This is a genomic window from Arthrobacter sp. YD2 (assembly GCF_030410475.1).
GTDB classification, from domain to species: domain Bacteria; phylum Actinomycetota; class Actinomycetes; order Actinomycetales; family Micrococcaceae; genus Arthrobacter_B; species Arthrobacter_B zhangbolii.
Window position 1 is genome coordinate 771969 of the sequence record NZ_JAUHHB010000001.1, and the last position, 15941, is coordinate 787909.

19 protein-coding genes are annotated in these 15941 nt (G+C 66.5%); 14 read left to right on the forward strand and 5 right to left on the reverse strand.

The features are described 5' to 3' along the window. The first annotated feature begins 49 nt into the window (after positions 1 to 49). The 4 genes from QWJ37_RS03805 to QWJ37_RS03820 are packed head-to-tail and all read left to right on the forward strand — an operon-like array spanning position 50 to position 4459. Positions 50 to 1009, forward strand: coding sequence for a sugar ABC transporter permease (locus QWJ37_RS03805; RefSeq protein ID WP_227902438.1), 960 nt, complete (start codon positions 50 to 52; stop codon positions 1007 to 1009). Then, the gene (locus QWJ37_RS03810) at positions 1006 to 1953 is read left to right on the forward strand and encodes a carbohydrate ABC transporter permease (protein ID WP_227902437.1); all 948 of its coding nucleotides are present in this window, start codon (positions 1006 to 1008) and stop codon (positions 1951 to 1953) included. Before QWJ37_RS03805 ends, QWJ37_RS03810 begins: the two co-directional genes overlap by 4 nt. Then, positions 1950 to 3410, forward strand: coding sequence for a GH1 family beta-glucosidase (locus tag QWJ37_RS03815; RefSeq protein ID WP_290244192.1), 1461 nt, complete (start codon positions 1950 to 1952; stop codon positions 3408 to 3410). Before QWJ37_RS03810 ends, QWJ37_RS03815 begins: the two co-directional genes overlap by 4 nt. Next, positions 3407 to 4459 (forward strand): LacI family DNA-binding transcriptional regulator, encoded by a 1053-nt coding sequence (locus QWJ37_RS03820; protein WP_341482206.1) that lies wholly within the window; start codon positions 3407 to 3409, stop codon positions 4457 to 4459. Before QWJ37_RS03815 ends, QWJ37_RS03820 begins: the two co-directional genes overlap by 4 nt. 82 nt (positions 4460 to 4541) lie before the next feature. Here QWJ37_RS03820 and QWJ37_RS03825 read toward each other — a convergent pair whose 3' ends face one another. Then, on the reverse strand, positions 4542 to 6719 hold the full coding sequence (locus tag QWJ37_RS03825; RefSeq protein WP_290244193.1) for a S9 family peptidase: 2178 nt from the start codon (positions 6717 to 6719) through the stop codon (positions 4542 to 4544). Between the two features lie 147 nt (positions 6720 to 6866). Here QWJ37_RS03825 and QWJ37_RS03830 point away from each other — a divergent pair, with 147 nt between their 5' ends. Next, entirely contained in the window at positions 6867 to 7289 is a 423-nt protein-coding gene (locus tag QWJ37_RS03830; RefSeq protein WP_290244195.1) for a hypothetical protein, read from the forward strand. A 2-nt stretch (positions 7290 to 7291) separates the two neighbouring features. Then, complete coding sequence (locus QWJ37_RS03835) at positions 7292 to 7495, forward strand: helix-turn-helix transcriptional regulator (protein WP_290244197.1); 204 nt, start codon at positions 7292 to 7294, stop codon at positions 7493 to 7495. 4 nt (positions 7496 to 7499) lie between these two features. Here QWJ37_RS03835 and QWJ37_RS03840 read toward each other — a convergent pair whose 3' ends face one another. After that, positions 7500 to 8105, reverse strand: a complete 606-nt coding sequence (locus QWJ37_RS03840; protein ID WP_227928633.1) for a hypothetical protein — start codon at positions 8103 to 8105, stop codon at positions 7500 to 7502. A 147-nt stretch (positions 8106 to 8252) separates the two neighbouring features. On the opposite strand from QWJ37_RS03840, the gene paaA reads away from it, so the two are divergent. From paaA to QWJ37_RS03875, 7 genes are all read left to right on the forward strand, one after another. Beyond that, entirely contained in the window at positions 8253 to 9182 is a 930-nt protein-coding gene (gene paaA / locus QWJ37_RS03845) for a 1,2-phenylacetyl-CoA epoxidase subunit PaaA (protein ID WP_290244200.1), read from the forward strand. A gap of 2 nt (positions 9183 to 9184) precedes the next feature. After that, positions 9185 to 9565 (forward strand): 1,2-phenylacetyl-CoA epoxidase subunit PaaB, encoded by a 381-nt coding sequence (paaB, locus tag QWJ37_RS03850; protein WP_290244202.1) that lies wholly within the window; start codon positions 9185 to 9187, stop codon positions 9563 to 9565. Then, entirely contained in the window at positions 9562 to 10380 is an 819-nt protein-coding gene (gene paaC, locus QWJ37_RS03855; protein WP_290244204.1) for a 1,2-phenylacetyl-CoA epoxidase subunit PaaC, read from the forward strand. The genes paaB and paaC overlap by 4 nt, the downstream gene beginning before the upstream one ends. Before the next feature lie 5 nt (positions 10381 to 10385). Continuing rightward, a complete protein-coding gene (paaD, locus tag QWJ37_RS03860) occupies positions 10386 to 10889 on the forward strand; it encodes a 1,2-phenylacetyl-CoA epoxidase subunit PaaD (RefSeq protein ID WP_227902428.1) in 504 nt (167 codons plus the stop codon). A gap of 3 nt (positions 10890 to 10892) precedes the next feature. Then, positions 10893 to 12023 carry a 1,2-phenylacetyl-CoA epoxidase subunit PaaE gene (gene paaE, locus QWJ37_RS03865; protein WP_290244209.1) on the forward strand — a complete coding sequence of 377 codons (1131 nt, stop codon included), beginning with the start codon at positions 10893 to 10895 and terminating at the stop codon, positions 12021 to 12023. Positions 12024 to 12032: 9 nt separating this feature from the next. Further along, on the forward strand, positions 12033 to 12800 hold the full coding sequence (locus QWJ37_RS03870) for an enoyl-CoA hydratase/isomerase family protein (RefSeq protein WP_290244211.1): 768 nt from the start codon (positions 12033 to 12035) through the stop codon (positions 12798 to 12800). 154 nt (positions 12801 to 12954) lie between these two features. After that, positions 12955 to 13203, forward strand: a complete 249-nt coding sequence (locus tag QWJ37_RS03875) for a DUF6480 family protein (RefSeq protein ID WP_227902425.1) — start codon at positions 12955 to 12957, stop codon at positions 13201 to 13203. 90 nt (positions 13204 to 13293) lie between these two features. Here the strand turns inward: QWJ37_RS03875 and QWJ37_RS03880 are convergent, their stop codons facing one another. The 3 genes from QWJ37_RS03880 to QWJ37_RS03890 all read right to left on the reverse strand — a co-directional run bounded on the left by QWJ37_RS03880 (position 13294) and on the right by QWJ37_RS03890 (position 14569). Next, positions 13294 to 13533 (reverse strand): SDR family oxidoreductase, encoded by a 240-nt coding sequence (locus QWJ37_RS03880; protein ID WP_290244214.1) that lies wholly within the window; start codon positions 13531 to 13533, stop codon positions 13294 to 13296. Then, the gene (locus QWJ37_RS03885) at positions 13533 to 14012 is read right to left on the reverse strand and encodes an SDR family NAD(P)-dependent oxidoreductase (RefSeq protein ID WP_290244215.1); all 480 of its coding nucleotides are present in this window, start codon (positions 14010 to 14012) and stop codon (positions 13533 to 13535) included. Before QWJ37_RS03885 ends, QWJ37_RS03880 begins: the two co-directional genes overlap by 1 nt. Positions 14013 to 14119: 107 nt before the next feature. Beyond that, a complete protein-coding gene (locus tag QWJ37_RS03890) occupies positions 14120 to 14569 on the reverse strand; it encodes an Lrp/AsnC family transcriptional regulator (protein WP_227902423.1) in 450 nt (149 codons plus the stop codon). 188 nt (positions 14570 to 14757) lie between these two features. Between QWJ37_RS03890 and pdhA the strand changes: the two genes are divergently transcribed. After that, complete coding sequence (pdhA, locus tag QWJ37_RS03895) at positions 14758 to 15930, forward strand: pyruvate dehydrogenase (acetyl-transferring) E1 component subunit alpha (protein WP_290244216.1); 1173 nt, start codon at positions 14758 to 14760, stop codon at positions 15928 to 15930. Positions 15931 to 15941 lie beyond the last annotated feature (11 nt).

Consider the following 15941-nt stretch of genomic DNA (forward strand, 5'->3'; position numbering starts at 1 on the left):
ACAGGCACCGGAACCAACTTCTTTCCCCTTGAACGTTAGGAAGATAGCCATGGCTGTCGCCGTCAAGCCGCCGCCGGTGCGCACGCCGGTCCGCAGGATCGGGTTCCGCAGCAAGCTCGCCCGCTGGGACGTGAAAGTCTCCCCGTACCTGTACATCTCACCGTTCTTCATCCTCTTTGGCATTGTGGGCCTTTTCCCGCTGATCTACACGGGCTGGGTTTCACTGCACAACTGGAGCCTCATCGGCGGCAACCAGGGTTTCGTGGGCGCGGAGAACTACACGTTTATCCTGTCGCAGCCTTATTTCTGGAATGCCGTGGGCAACACCTTCAGCATCTTCCTGATCTCCGCCGTTCCGCAGATCATCATCGCCATCGCCATCGCAGCGGTCCTGGACGCGAACCTGCGCGCCAAGACCTTCTGGCGGATGGGCGTACTGGTGCCCTACATCGTGGCGCCGGTGGCTGTGGGCCTGATCTTCAACCGGCTCTTCGCCGATGATTCCGGCACCATCAATGCCCTGCTCCTGGCCGTGGGCCTGGACCCGGTGGGATGGCACTCCAACCAGCTGGCCAGCCACGCAGCCATTGCCACCATGGTGAACTTCCGCTGGACCGGATACAACGCCCTGATCTTCCTCGCCGCCATGCAGGCGGTTCCCCGGGACATGTACGAGGCAGCCATCATTGACGGCGCCAGCCGCTGGCGCCAGTTCATCTCGGTGACCGTGCCGATGCTGCGGCCCACCATCATTTTCGTGGTCATCACCGCCACCATCGGCGGTCTGCAGATCTTCGACGAGCCGCGGGTCTTTGACATCACCGGACTCGGCGGGGCGGACCGGCAGTGGCAGACCCTGACCATGTACATCTGGGAAATGGGCTGGGGCCAGCGCAGCTTCGGACGCGCCTCGGCGGTCGCCTGGCTGCTGTTCGTCATCATTGTCATCATCGCCGCCCTCAATTTCCTCATCACCAGACGGATCGCCACTCAGGGAGGACGCAGATGACTTCCGTACCCATGGTTGAACAAACCGCCGGCCGGAAGGCCGCCGACGCGGCCAAACGACGCCGGGAACGGACCGGGGCACGCCCGCCGCGGCCCGGGCGCCCGGGACGCGGCCGGAAAACCGGCGGCTACAACCGGCGGCCCGGGTTCCTGACCTACGGGCTGCTGGGAGCGGTGATCCTCGGTTCGGCGCTTCCCATTCTCTGGTCCGTCCTGGTGGCCAGCCATGACAGTGACGCCCTGGCCTCGGGCATGACCCTGCTGCCGGGCGGCAACTTCTTTATCAACGCCGCCACCGTGCTGGACAGCATTCCGTTCTGGAAGGCGCTGGGCAACAGCGTCCTGGTGTCCACGGTGACGGCAGCGTCCGTGGTGATCTTCTCCTCGCTGGCAGGTTTCGCCTTCGCCAAGCTGCGTTTCCGGGGCAGCAAGGTGCTGCTGGTGTTCGTCGTCGCCACCATGGCCGTGCCCACACAGCTGGGTGTGGTTCCCCTGTTCATCGTGATGTCGAAGCTGGGTTGGACCGGCACCATGGGGGCGGTTATCGTTCCGGGCCTCGTCACCGCGTTCGGAGTGTTCTGGATGACGCAGTATCTGCGGGACGCGCTGCCCGATGAGCTCATCGAAGCCGTCCGGATGGACGGCGCGAACATGTGGCAGGCGTTCTGGCATGTAGCCCTGCCGGCGGGCCGTCCGGCAGCCGCCATGCTGGCGCTGTTTACCTTCGTGGCCACATGGACCAACTTCTTCTGGCCATTCATTGTGCTCAACGCCCAAAACCCCACCCTGCCCGTGGCGCTGTCCCAGCTTCAGTCGGCGCGCTTCGTGGATTACTCGGTGGTGCTTGCCGGTGTGGTGCTTTCCACCATTCCGCTGTTTATTGTCTTCGCCGTCGCCGGACGGCACCTGGTTGCAGGAATCATGCAGGGAGCGGTCAAAGGATGACGCAGAACAACAACGGCCAGTTCCCCCCGGGGTTCCTGTGGGGCGCGGCCACCGCTGCCTACCAGGTGGAGGGGGCAGCCTCCGAGGACGGCAGGAAGGACTCCATCTGGGACACCTTCGCCCGGGTTCCCGGTGCCGTGGCCAACGGCGACAACGGAGACGTTGCCTGCGACCATTACCACCGCCTCGACGAGGACGTCGCGCTCATGCAGTCCCTGAACCTGGCCTCCTACCGGTTCTCGACCTCCTGGGCGCGGATCCGGCCCGACGGCGGTGCCGTGAACCCCGCGGGACTGGATTTCTACAGCCGGCTCACCGACAAACTGCTGGACGCCGAAATCAAGCCCTGGCTGACGCTCTACCACTGGGACCTGCCGCAGGCACTGCAGGACGCCGGCGGCTGGGCCAACCGCGACACCGCCTACCGCTTTGCCGAGTATGCGCTCAGCGTCCACGATGTCCTGGGGGACAGGGTGCAGGCCTGGACAACCCTGAACGAGCCGTGGTGCTCGGCCTACGTGGGCTATGCCAGCGGGGAACATGCGCCGGGGCTGCAGGACCGGTCGCAGGCCGTTGCCGCCAACCACCACCTCCTGCTCGCCCACGGGCTGGCCGCGCAGGAACTGCGGGCACGGGATGCAGCGCTGGAGCTGGGGCTGACCCTGAACTTCACGGTTGCTGATCCGCTGGATCCGCAGAACCCGGATGACGTGGACGCTGCCCGCCGCATTGACGGTCAGTTCAACCGGGTCTTTGCCGACCCGGTGTTCCGTGGCCAGTATCCCGAGGATGTGCTGGCGGATCTGGCGCCCTACGGGCTCCAGGGCCATATTCGCGACGGCGACCTGGCCGCGATCAGCACCCCCATCGACTTCCTCGGTGTGAATTATTACCACGGTGAGGCGGTGACCAAAACCGAACCGGCGGTGGCCATTACCACTGCCGCTCCCTCTGCACGGCCCACGGCCAGCCCGTATCCCGCCGCGGACGGTGTATACACCGTGCCGCGCGGGCTGCCGGTGACCAACATGGGCTGGGAAATCCAGCCTGAGGGCCTGCATCGGCTGCTGATGCGGCTGCAGCGCGAATACACCGGCCCGGCCGGCGTGAAGCTGTACATCACGGAAAACGGTGCGGCGTTCGACGACGACGAGGTGGTGGACGGCGTGGTCCGGGACGAGGACCGGCTGGGGTTTATCGAAGCGCACCTGGCCGCGGTCCAACAGGCGGCAGCGGACGGTGTGGATGTCCGCGGCTACTTTGCCTGGTCACTGATGGACAACTTCGAATGGGCCTGGGGCTACGCGAAACGGTTCGGCATAGTCCATGTGGACTATGCCACGCAGCAGCGAACGCCAAAGGCCAGCGGCCGGTGGTTCGCCGAAGTTGCCCGTGCCAACGAGTTGCCGGAACGGTCCTCCGGAGCGGGGTCCCATGTCGTATCGTCAGTAGGGTGAGCAGCTTGGACCCCGGCACCCGCACCGCGCCGGTCAAACCCCGCAGGGCCAGCCCTACGCTGGAGGACGTGGCGGCGCTTTCCGGTGTCTCCCGCTCCACTGTTTCGCGGGCGATTAACGGCGGGGCACGGGTGAGCGCCCAGACTCAGGCCGCCATTGATGCGGCCATTGGTGAGCTGGGGTTCACCCCCAACCGTGCGGCCCGGTCCCTCGCGACCAGCCGCGCCGATTCCATTGCCCTCGTCATTCCGGAACCGGACGGCCGGGTGCTGGTGGACCCCTTCTTCGCCATGACGCTGAACGGCATCACGGAGTCGCTGAAAGACACGGAAGTCCAGCTGGTGCTGCTGATTGCCCGGCAGGGCGAGAAGGAAGGGCAGATCATCCGCTACCTGCGCAGCGGACACGTGGACGGGGCCATTGTGGTCTCCCACCACAAGGCGGACGCCCTGGAAACCCAGCTGGCGGATGCACCCCTGCCGGCCGTTTTTATCGGACGCCCCTGGCAGGACCGGGACGGATTGGTGTTCGTGGATACGGACAACCGCACCGGAGGACTGCTTGCTGCCCGGCACCTGGTGGAGCGGGGCTACCGCCGCATTGCCACTGTCACGGGACCGGCGGACATGACCGCGGCCCAGGACCGGACCGAAGGATGGCGGGCAGGGCTCGCAGAAGCGGGCCTGGCACCGGCGGGAATGGAAAGCGGCCAGTTCACCACCGAGGGCGGTGCGGCCGCGGCGGCCAGGCTGCTGGACACCAATCCGGACATCGACGCCATCTTCGCGGCGTCGGATCTTATGGCCCTGGGTGTGCTGAACGTGCTGCGCGAGCGGGGTCTTTCCGTGCCCGGCGATGTGGCGCTGGTGGGCTATGACAACCACCAGCTTGCCGCGTCCAGCACCCCGGGCCTGACCACCGTCATAAACCCCATGATCGAAATGGCCCGGCGTGCCTCCGAGATGCTGCTGCAGGAAATCGAGGAGCCCGGCTCCCGGCTGGAACCGGCGGTGTACCCGCCGGAACTGGTGATCCGGCAGTCCGCCTAGGCTACCGGGACATTCCGCCGCCCTTAGACACCTCACTCGTTCCTCGCTCGGCGATGCGGGCTACGCAGAATGTCCCGTTCGCCTACGCGGCGTCCTCCCGCGCGGCCGCCGGCAGCAGGTCCCGCGCACCGAGGGCGGAGAGGATGAAGGCGTAGTCCCACGCCCGGTCCTTCCATGCCTCGTACCGGCCGGAGGCCCCGCCGTGGCCGCCGTCCATTTCGATCTTGAGCACGATGGGTTCTGACCCGGTGGAGGTTTCCCGCAGCTGCGCCACCCATTTGGCCGGCTCCACGTACAGGACACGGGTGTCATTAAAGCTGGTGACAGCTGCGATCTTCGGATAGTCCACGGCGCGGATGTTTTCGTAGGGGGTGTATTCCTTCATGTACCGGTACACCTCGGGGTCGGTGATGGGGTTGCCCCATTCCTCCCACTCGAGAGCCGAGAGCGGCAGGTCCGGATCCAGGATGGAGGTCAGGGCATCCACAAACGGCACCTGCGCCACAATGGCCCGGTATTTCTCCGGTGCCAGGTTCGCTATTGCGCCCATCAGCAGGCCGCCGGCCGAGCCGCCCATGGCGGCGATCCGGTCCGGATCCGCCCAGCCCGACGCCGCGACCCAGTCCGTGGCATCCACGAAGTCGGTGAAGGTGTTCTTTTTGTTCAGCTTCTTGCCGTCGTCGTACCAGGCCCGGCCCATCTCGCCGCCGCCGCGGATGTGGGCCACCACGTAGACCACGCCGCGGTCCAGCAGGGACAACCGGGCAACATTGAAACCGGGATCCATGCTCACTTCATAGCTTCCGTAGGCGTAAACCAGTGCCGGGTTGCTGCCGTCCCGGCGCAGATCCGCCCGGCGGATGACCGAGAGCGGAATGCGGGTGCCGTCCGCCGCCGTCGCCCATTCACGTTCGGCCACGTAGTCCTCGGAACGGTAGCCGCCCTTGACCGGCGTCTGCTTCCGCAGTTCCAGGTCACCGGTGGACAGGACGTAGTCGTAAACCCGCGGCGGGGTGAGGAAGGAGGTGTAGCTGAGCCGGATGATCGGGGAATCGAATTCCGCGTTCGCTAGGTTGGCGGTGTACAGCTCCTCGTCGAAGGCCGGTTCCACCGCAGGCGCCTGTGCGGGAGTGCCGAGGCCTTCCAAGGGGAGGATCTGAACGCGTTCCGTCGTGTCCTTGCGGACGGAGACGAGCACATGGGTCCGGGTTACGGCGGCGCCGTTGACCCGCACGGTGTCGTCGTGGGCAATGACGGTCTGCCAGTGCTGATCGGCCAGCGGCTTAGCGAATTCCTCCTCCGCAACCAGGGAAAGCATTGAGTTCAGGGCCCCGTGGTTGTGCGTGAGCAGGTACTGACGGCGCCCGTCCACAGTGAGCGGTTCGGCTTCGTAAAGAATCCGTTCACTGCGCGGAATCAGCACGCGGACGGTGTCCGCGGGATCATCAAAGTCCAGCACCCGGTACTCGCTGTACTCGGAGCTGCTGATGCCGATGAGCAGCTGCCGGCGGTCTGCGGAAAGGTCAAAGCCGGTCCACATGGCAATGTCGTCCTCCTGGTAGATGACGACGTCGTCTTCCACCGGGGTGCCGAGGGTATGGGCCTTGACCTGGTAGGGGCGCCAGGAGTCATCCACCACGGTGTAGAACACGCGGTTGCCATCGGGGGAGAACGCAAGTGAGTAGAAGACATTGGGGATGCTGTCCGGCAGCAGGTCCCCTGTGCGCAGGTCCTTGATCCGCAGGGTGAAGCGTTCATCACCGGCGTTGTCCTCGGAGTAGGCCAGCAGGTGACCGTCCTCGGTTACGGCCAGGCCGCCGAGGGAGAAGAACGGCTTGCCCTGCGCTTCCGCATTGCCGTCGATCAGGATTTGTTCGCCCTCCACCGGTACTCCGGGCAGGACCGACGGCGGAGTCCAGTCGGCGGCCAGGTCACCGGTGTCCCGGGCGGCGGTGCGGCAGTGGATCGCGTACTGCTTGCCCTCCTCGGTGCGGGTGTAATACCACCAGCCCTTCTTGCGGGCGGGGACGGAGAGGTCAGTCTCTTCGGTACGGTTCCTGATCTCCTCGAAGATCCGGTTGCGCAGCTCTTCCTGGTCTGCGGTGACCGCGGCGGTGTACTCGTTCTCTGCGGTCAGGTGCGCCACCACCTCGGGACTTTCCTTCTCCCGCAGCCACTCATAGTTATCCACAAACGTATCGCCGTGGTGGGTGCGTTCAGTAGGGACTTTCTTGGCAACCGGGGGCTGGGGAGTAGTCATGATTCGAATATATCCATCCGCGGGGCGGTGTCGAAGGGCCGCACGCCGGGCTTATGCTCGCGGCTTAGCCGGCGGGTGTCCTGCAGCGGGCACTCCGGAATGTAAAGCACCCTTTACATTCGGCGGGGTCGGTGGCAGGCTTCGGCCATGGCGACGGAAACAGCGGGCAGGCGGACCCGCGGACTCAGGATTGGATTGAGCACGGCCGGCGGTGCCGCAGCGGGAGCGGCCCTGGGCTGGGCGGTGGCGCTGAGCAACGGAGGGGACCCGGCGCTGTACGTGCCGGTGTTTGCCGCGGCAGTGGGGCCCGTGGTGGGGGTTGCCTTCTGGATGCTGGTCCTGAATTCGGCGGAAACCCGCCGGATCGAGGCCGCAGGTGCTACCGACGTCGAACGTTCCTGGTCCCGGGATGCGGCTGCCGCCGCCTTCACCGATGTGATGGTGGTGGTGTCCTTGGGGGTTGTGCTGCAGGCTGTGGCGGGCTGGACCGTCCCGCTTCCGCTCTTCTGCGCGGCCGGCCTGGCGGCCTGGGCGCTGCGCTACACCGCGGCCCGACGCCGAAACGCCTAGGAATGGAGAACCGCGTGGCGCAGGAGCGGGTGCGGCTGGGATTGTCGCAGGTGCAGCTCGCGGAACGCCTGGGGGTCTCACGGCAGACGGTCATTTCCATTGAAAAGGGCAGGTTTAATCCCTCGCTGCCCCTGGCTTTTGGCCTGGCCCGCGTGCTGGGCCGGCGGATCGAGGAACTGTTCCTGCCGGAACAATTAGAGGGCTAGAGGGTTAGTCGCCCAGCAGCAACCAGGCACAGACGGCGCCAGCCGTCAGGAAGAGCAGCCAGTTCACTGCCACGGCCAGCAGGGTGGAAGCGAAGGGCCGGGGCGGCAGTTCGCTGCGAGGGCGCAGCACCGGGTCCGGAGCCGGGCCCTTGCGGAACTGGCCCCACAGGCTGGTGCCCAGCAAAACGGCACCGCCGCACAGGGCCAGCGGCAGGGCAGGCAGTGAGAAAAGGACCAGATGCGACGCCGCCAGGAACAGTGCGGCTTCCACCAGCAGGCAGGCGGCCAGCAGGATGGCCGGGCGCCGCAGCGAGCGCAGCGTTGGACGCCGCAGGTACAGCGGACTGATTCCGGCCACCACCAGCGCGGTAAAGGCCAGCATCAGCCCCGGGGCGGTGACGGCAACCGTGGCCGCTTCCGAGGTTACGGCGGCTGCTACGGCAACAAACCCAAGCAGGCCCAGGAGTGTTGGAACAATCAGTGCCGCTGCGGAGCCGGAGTGGGGAGCGGTGGCGGTATCAACGCCGTCCTTTTCAACCGGGTCCTCCGCGGGGCGTGCGGCAAGGGCGTCCACGGCCGGCGGTCCGGCGTCGGGCTCGGGGATACCCATATGACTCCTTCTGCGCTGAGGAAACTATCCAGACCACTAGTTTTCCATAACCGCGGGCGCCGGACGGGCGGCAGCGGATCCCTTGACGGTCCCATCCCGCGTCCATATCCTGAACGAACGGTCGGTAATTATTGAACGGGGTTAGGCATGGACGGGCAAGAGCAGTTCGAGGCATTGATCGCAGCTGATGCCCGGGTGGAACCGCGGGACTGGATGCCGGAGGGATACCGGAAGACCCTGGTCCGGCAGATCTCCCAGCATGCGCACTCGGAAATCATCGGGATGCAGCCGGAGGGAAACTGGATCTCCCGTGCCCCCTCGCTCAAGCGCAAAGCCATCCTGATGGCCAAGGTCCAGGACGAAGCCGGGCACGGCCTGTACCTCTACTCCGCCGCAGAAACCCTGGGCACCCCCCGGGACCGGATGACCGAGGACCTGATTGCCGGCAAGGCCCGCTATTCCTCGATCTTCAACTATCCCGCATTGTCCTGGGCGGACATGGGCGCCATTGGCTGGCTGGTGGACGGTGCGGCCATCTGCAACCAGGTCCCGCTGTGCCGCGCTTCCTACGGACCCTACGGCCGGGCGATGGTGCGGATCTGCAAGGAAGAGTCCTTTCACCAGCGGCAGGGGTTTGAAATCCTGCTCGAACTCGCCCGGGGCACTGACGCACAGAAGGAGATGGCGCAGGATGCCATCAACCGCTGGTACGCCCCGTCCCTGATGATGTTCGGCCCGCCCGATGATGATTCACCGAACTCGCGCCAGTCCATGGCCTGGAACATCAAGCGGTTTTCCAACGATGAACTGCGTTCGCGGTTCGTCGGAATGATCGTTGAGCAGGTGCAGGTCCTCGGCCTGACCCTGCCTGACCCGGCCATCCGCTTCAACGCGGAAACCGGACGGTGGGAGCACGGGCCGCTTGACTGGGAGGAGTTCCGCGAGGTCCTGGCCGGGCGGGGGCCCTGCAATTCGCAGCGGCTGGCCCGGCGCCGCGAAGCCCATGAGGACGGTGCCTGGGTGCGTGAGGCCGCAGCGGCCTATGCGCGCCGGCAGAACGCCACGGAGGTGGCCTAGCCATGACAGGTGGATCAACAACCGGCGACGACGGCGCCCTGGCACCCACGCCTGCGGTTTCCGCCCCTGCTGCCCCCGTGCCGGACGTGCCCGCAGCGCCGTCCGCGGTGTGGCCATTGTGGGAAGTTTTTGTGCGTTCCTCCCGCGGCCTTTCCCATGTGCACGCCGGGTCCCTGCACGCCCCGGATGCGGACATGGCGGTGCGTAACGCCCGTGATCTGTACACCCGCCGGAACGAGGGCATCTCGCTCTGGGTGGTTCCGGCGTCGGCCATCATCGCCAGTGACCCGGATGCCAGGGGACGCCTCTTCGAGTCCCCGCAGGGCAAGGACTACCGGCACGCGACCTATTACACAAAGTCCGAGGGAGTGAGGCACCTGTGAGTTCGGACAGCGCCACCCGCATCACCCCCGGCAATGCGCTGCGGCCCGAGGACATTGCCGCCGCGGGCACCCGGGCACCGGCCGACGCCGCGGCATATGCCCTCCGCCTGGGCGACGACGCCCTGGTCCTGGCCCAGCGGCTGGGCTGGTGGATTTCCCGCGCGCCGGAACTCGAAGAGGACGTGGCGCTGGGCAACATTGCCCTGGACCTGATCGGCCACGCCCGGTCCTTCCTCACCTACGCCGGCAGCGCAGACGGCCGCACCGAGGATGACCTGGCTTACTGGCGGAGCGAATCGGAGTTCCGTTCCGCCCACCTGATGGAGCAGCCGAACGGCGATTTTGCCCGCACCATAGCCCGCCAGCTGGCGGTCTCCTTCTACCAGTTCGGACTGTACAGCGCGCTGCAGCACTGTGCGGACCCCACGCTGGCGGCCATCGCGGCGAAGGCGGTCAAGGAAGTGGACTACCACCGGGACCACAGCGTCCAGTGGGTGCTGCGGCTGGGCCTTGGCACTGATGAATCCCGCCGGCGGATGATCCGCGCGCTGGAGCTGACCTGGCCGTACGTCGGTGAGCTGTTCGAGGACGACGACGCGGCGGTGGCAATGGGGGACCGCGCGGTCCTTTCGTCCAGCCTGAAGCCGGAGTTTGAGCGGAGCATCACCGCCGTATTGCAGGAGGCTGGGCTTCAGGTACCTGCGGTTCAGCCGGCTCCCGGCGGCGGCAGGCAGGGACGGCACAGCGAGCACCTGGGCTACCTGCTGGCGGAACTGCAGGTCCTGGCCCGCGAACATCCCGGTGCCACGTGGTGAGCCTGATGGCATCCTCCCTGCGGCCGGCAGATCCTGCGGCGGCCGCCGCCTGGGATGTAGCCGCGACGGTGTGTGATCCGGAGATCCCCGTACTGAGCATCGAGGACCTGGGGGTGCTGCGACGGGTGGAGGTTTCCGACGCCGGCGTGCAGGTGGCCATCACCCCCACCTACTCCGGCTGCCCGGCCATGGACGCCATCCGCCAGGACGTCACGGCTGCCCTGCACGGGGCGGGGTATGCCGAGGTGCAGGTTGCCCTGGAACTGGCTCCGGCCTGGACCACTGACTGGATGACCGCTGACGGGAAGGCGAAGCTGGACGCCTACGGCATCGCCCCGCCGTCGGGCAGTGCCGCCGCCGGTCCTGTCCGCGTGGGGCTGAGCGTGAAATGCCCGCAGTGCTCCTCGCTCAACACCCGGGAGCTGACCCGGTTCGGCTCTACCTCGTGCAAGGCGCTCTGGGTCTGCCGGGACTGCCTGGAACCGTTCGACTACTTCAAGGTGCTCTGATCCATGACCGTTCTTCCCGCCGCGCCTGTACGGCGCGCCGCTTTCCATTCCCTGACCGTGGCGGCAGTGCGCCGGCTGACCGAAGACGCCGTGGAGGTCACCTTCGCGGTTCCTCCCGAACTGGCGGACGCCTATGGCTACCTGCCCGGGCAATACGTTGCCCTCCGCACGGTGCTGGAAGGCACCGAACTGAGGCGCAGCTATTCCATCTGTGCCGAACCCCGTCCCGGAGAACTGAAGGTGGCCGTCAAGCGTGACCTCGGGGGCCTGTTTTCCTCCTGGGTCAACGAGCATCTGAAGGCCGGAGACATGCTGGACGTGATGTCGCCCGCCGGCAGCTTTACCGTGCGCCCGGTGCCGGGGATGGCGGCTGAACAGGCACGCGGCCAGGTCTTCGCTGCCGTTGCAGCCGGATCGGGGATCACCCCGGTGATCGCCATTGCCCGGTCCGTCCTGGCCTCCTCGGAGCACACCCGCTTTGACCTGGTGTATGCCAACAAGGCAGCCATGGACGTGATGTTCCTGGAGGAACTGGCGGACCTGAAGGACCGTTACCCTTCGCGGTTCGCCGTGCACCATGTGCTTTCCCGTGAGCAGCGGATCTCGCCGCTGCTCAGCGGGCGGCTCAACGCAGAGAAAATCACCAGCTTCATTGACACCGTCCTTCCGGCAGACGCGGTAGATGAATGGTTTCTCTGCGGTCCGTTTGACCTGGTCCAGCTTTGCCGCGATGCGCTCGCGGAACGCGGCATTGATCCGGCCAGGGTCCGGTTTGAGCTGTTCACCACCGGCCGCCCGGACCGGCCGGAGGGCTCCGCCGGACGGCCGGTGGTTCCGGACAGTGCGGGTGCCAGCTACGACATTGCCTTCCGCCTCGACGGGCTGCAGGGAAAAGTTTCCAGCCCGGTGCATGCCCGGGAATCAGTGCTGAACGCCGCCCTCCGTGTGCGTCCGGATGTTCCCTTCGCCTGCGCCGGCGGGGTTTGCGGCACCTGCCGGGCCAAGCTCGTCACCGGGACCGTGGAGATGGAGGAGAACTACGCCCTGGAACCGGAGGAGCTGGAGCGCGGCTACATCCTGACCTGCCAGAGCCGGCCCACCAGTCCATCAGTCACCGTGGACTACGACGCCTAGGAGCACGCCATGATTGATTTGGACATACGGGACGGCATCGCCGAAGTGGTGCTGAACGCCCCGGCGAAACTCAATGCGCTCAGCGAAGAGGCACTCGGGGAGCTTTCACAGGCCTACGACGACGCCGGGGCCGCCGGCGTGCGGGCCCTGCTGCTTCGCGGCGAGGGCCGCGCTTTCTGCGCCGGTAGGGATCTGACGGGTGTGTCACCGGAAAATGATGATGCCCGGACCTATCTGGTGGATGCCCTGCGGCCCCTGCTGAAGAAAATGGCTGACTTTCCCGTGCCGACCTTCGCGGCCGCGCACGGTGCGTGCCTGGGGGTGGGGCTCGGCCTGCTGGCTGTCACCGACGTCGTTTATGTTGCCGACGACGCGAAGATCGGCTCGCCCTTCGCCAATCTGGGTGCCGCCCTGGATTCGGGCGGGCACTGGCTGTTCACTGAACGGCTTGGACCGCAGCGGACCTTGGACCTGATCTACACCGCCGAACTGATGAGCGGTGCGGACGCCGTGGCGGGGGGACTGTTCAGCCGGGCGGTTGCCCCGACGGAGCTGCTCGCGAAGACGCGCGCCGCCGTCGCCAAAGCAGCGTCCGGCCCTACCCAGGCGTTCGCGGCCTCCAGGGAGCTCGTGGGGCAGATCAGGGACCACCGTATGGGCTATTGGGATGCCCTCGATGCTGAAAACGAGGTACAGGTGCAGCTGAGTAAAACACCGGATTACGCCGAAGGATTTACCGCCTTCCTGGCCAAGCGGAAGCCTGTTTTCCGCGGCTGATCTCCGTCCGGGCAGCTTCTGCGCGGGTGAAACCTGAAGACTCCGGCTTGAGATGTGCCCGGACGGGGACTAGGTTGGAAGGCAACTCGTAAGCATGCTTAGTACGATGCTTGCCAAGGCTGGTGAACGCGCAGAGATGCCGAGGAGGCAGAACATGGCCGAGAGCTACAACCCGAACAATGACCCGGCAAATCCGGATAAGCCCAAGGACGCGCAAAAGGGTGCCGGCACGCAGGAGGGGACGGGCAACCACGCGCACAGCGAGGCGAAGGCGGACAGCCCCAACCCGGACCCCGCCGAGGGGAACATCACCGGACTGGAGCCGGGCGGCGGAGTTCCCCCGGGAGAGACCCCGCCCGCCGAAGGCCAGATGAGCAGCGACCAGGGCCACGACGAGAACTGAATCGCCGCACAACCGGACAGCACCCGCAGCAATTGCTGCGGGTGCTGTCTGCATTTGCGGGGGTTGCCGGGCGTTGCCGGGCAGGAACGGTTACCAGCGGCGGAAACCGCCCTCGGTATTGAGGACCTGTCCTACCATCCAGCGGCCTTCGTCACTGACCAGCCAGGCGATGAGCCTGGCGGGGTCGTCGGGCTCGCCGAACCGTCCGCCCGGGAAATGCGCCAGCACGCTCTTTAGTTCCGCCGACGGCCGGTCCGCCGTTTCCTCATTCAGGTAGCCGGTGTTGACCGGGCCCGGGTTGACGGTATTGAGGATGATGCCCTGACTCATCAGGCCACCACGCGCCCGCCCTCCCGGCCGTCGTGCTGCTCCGCGAAATAGCGGGTGGCCAGCAGGGTGGAGCGCGTGTTGACCTGCCAGTGGGCATCCAGGTTTTCCGGTGTCATGTCCAGCAGTCCGCCGTCGCTGCCGCTCTTGGCATGGTTGCAGCAGAGGATGTCCAGGTGGCCCAGTGCGGATTGTGCGCGCTGAATGAGTTCGGCAGCACCGGCCGCCGGCGCGAGGTCGATCCCGGCGTGTTCCACCCGGACGCCGTCGGGCAGGGAAGTCTGCAGGTCCCGGACCAGCTCCGGAATGGAATCGGCACCCCAGGGCTGCGCCTCGTCGTGGGGCACATGATGCTGCAGGAAAAGGTTGGCTCCCATTCCGCCCAGCCGCCGGGCAATGGCGAAGCCGATTCCCTGGCGGCGGCTCACCCCGGTAATAACAGCCGTGCGTCCGGACAGGGGGAGGGGAGGGTGCGTGTGCATCCGCCCATGGTAAGTGTCGGGAGCATCAGGGCACGTCCCTGTCCGCGCCGGCACGACACCCGGCAGCCGTTCGGACGGGGCACACGGGCGGCAGCGTGTCGATCCGGTCAGCGGGTGTCGCGTTCCTCGAAGACCAGGAACGTCTGGGTGTCCAGCACTCCGGGCATGGACTGCAGCTGGTCGAAAATAACCCGGCGCAGGTGGACGTTGTCCTCGGCCCGTACCAGCACAATGACGTCGAAGGACCCTCCCACCAGGGCGATGTGGTGGATTTCCGGCACCTCGCTGAGGCGGTCCTTCAACTCCCGCCAGGCGTGCTGGCGGACTTTCAGCGTCACATAGGCCGAGGAGCCCAATCCTGCCTTTTCCGGATCCACCAATGCGGTGAAGCGGCTGAGTACGCCCGATTCGGTCAGCCGGGCAATCCGCGAATAGGCATGCGCCCGAGAAATGTGTACCGCCTGCGCAACGGCCGTAAAGGATGCCCTCCCGTCGGAGCGCAGCACTGCCAGGATTTTCCGGTCTGTTTCATCCAGTACCGCCGGAGCTGCTGTCATAATGTCCACGCTTTCCCCAAGTAATCTGCGTCACATTTGCAAGGTGTCCATCAGAGTACCCGCAGCGGAGCTTTCCGTCCAAGATTTCCGGGAATGCTGGCCCCTGATGAGCGCCGGTCAGCATACTGGCTAGACAGTAGTACCCGCGTGCAAAGGTGCCGCAGGCACTCACGGACGGAGGCTCTCTGATGACCATCTCGACGCCGCGGCACACCGGGTTTCCCCCATCCCGGGGATTCGCCGCAGACACCGGACTTCTTCCGTCCCCGGTTCCCGTCCGGCTGATTGATGCCGACGGGGCGGAGCACAGCGATGAACGCTATCCGCTGCCCTCCGGCGACAGCTTGCTGGACGCCTACGCGCGGCTGGTGGCCGGGCGGCGGGTCAACGACCAGGCCAACGCCCTGGTCCGGCAGGGCCGGCTGGCCGTGTACCCGTCCTCGCACGGGCAGGAGGCATGCCAAGTGGCAGCCGCCGCCGTGCTGCAGGCCCGGGACTGGCTTTTCCCCACCTACCGGGATTCCGTGGCCGTGATGTCCCGCGGCGTGGATCCCCTGCAGGTGCTGACCCTGCTCCGCGGGGACTGGCACAGCGGGTATGACCCCTACGAACACAGGGTGGCCCCGCAGGCGACGCCGCTGGCCACCCAGCTGCTCCACGCCGTCGGCGTTGCCCACGCAGCGAAACTGAAGGGTGAAGACACCGTGGTGCTGGCCCTGTGCGGTGACGGTGCCACCAGCGAGGGCGACTTCCACGAGGCGCTGAACTTTGCCGCGGTCTTCCATGTGCCCGTGGTGTTTTTTGTCCAGAACAACGAGTACGCGATTTCCGTGCCGCTGCGCAGCCAGACCGTTGCCCCCTCCCTTGCACATAAGGCAGTGGGGTACGGCATGCCGGGAGAGCGGGTGGACGGGAACGACGTCGCCGCCCTCCTGGCCGTGCTGGGCGCTGCAGTGCGGCGGGCACGCGAAGGCGGCGGTCCGTCGCTGGTGGAGGCCCACACCTACCGGATGCAGCCCCACACAAACGCCGATGACGCCACCAGGTACCGCACGGCCGACGAGGTGCAGCGGTGGGAACCCCTGGACCCGCTGCTGCGGATCCGGACCTTTCTGCGCTCGTCGGGTCTGCTCGACGACGCCGCCGAGGCCCGGCTGGCAGCCGACGCCGAGACCGTCGCGACGGCCATGCGCGACGGGTTGAATGCCGACGTCGAGCCGGAACCGATGGCCCTGTTCGAGCACGTTTACAGCCGCCGGACTCCCCAGCTGGCGGAACAGGCCGAGCTGCTGCGCAGCGAACTGGAACGCGACGCCGCAGCCGTGGAGCCGGACACCCGCGACACCGGCGCCACGCGCTGACTCCCCACGGA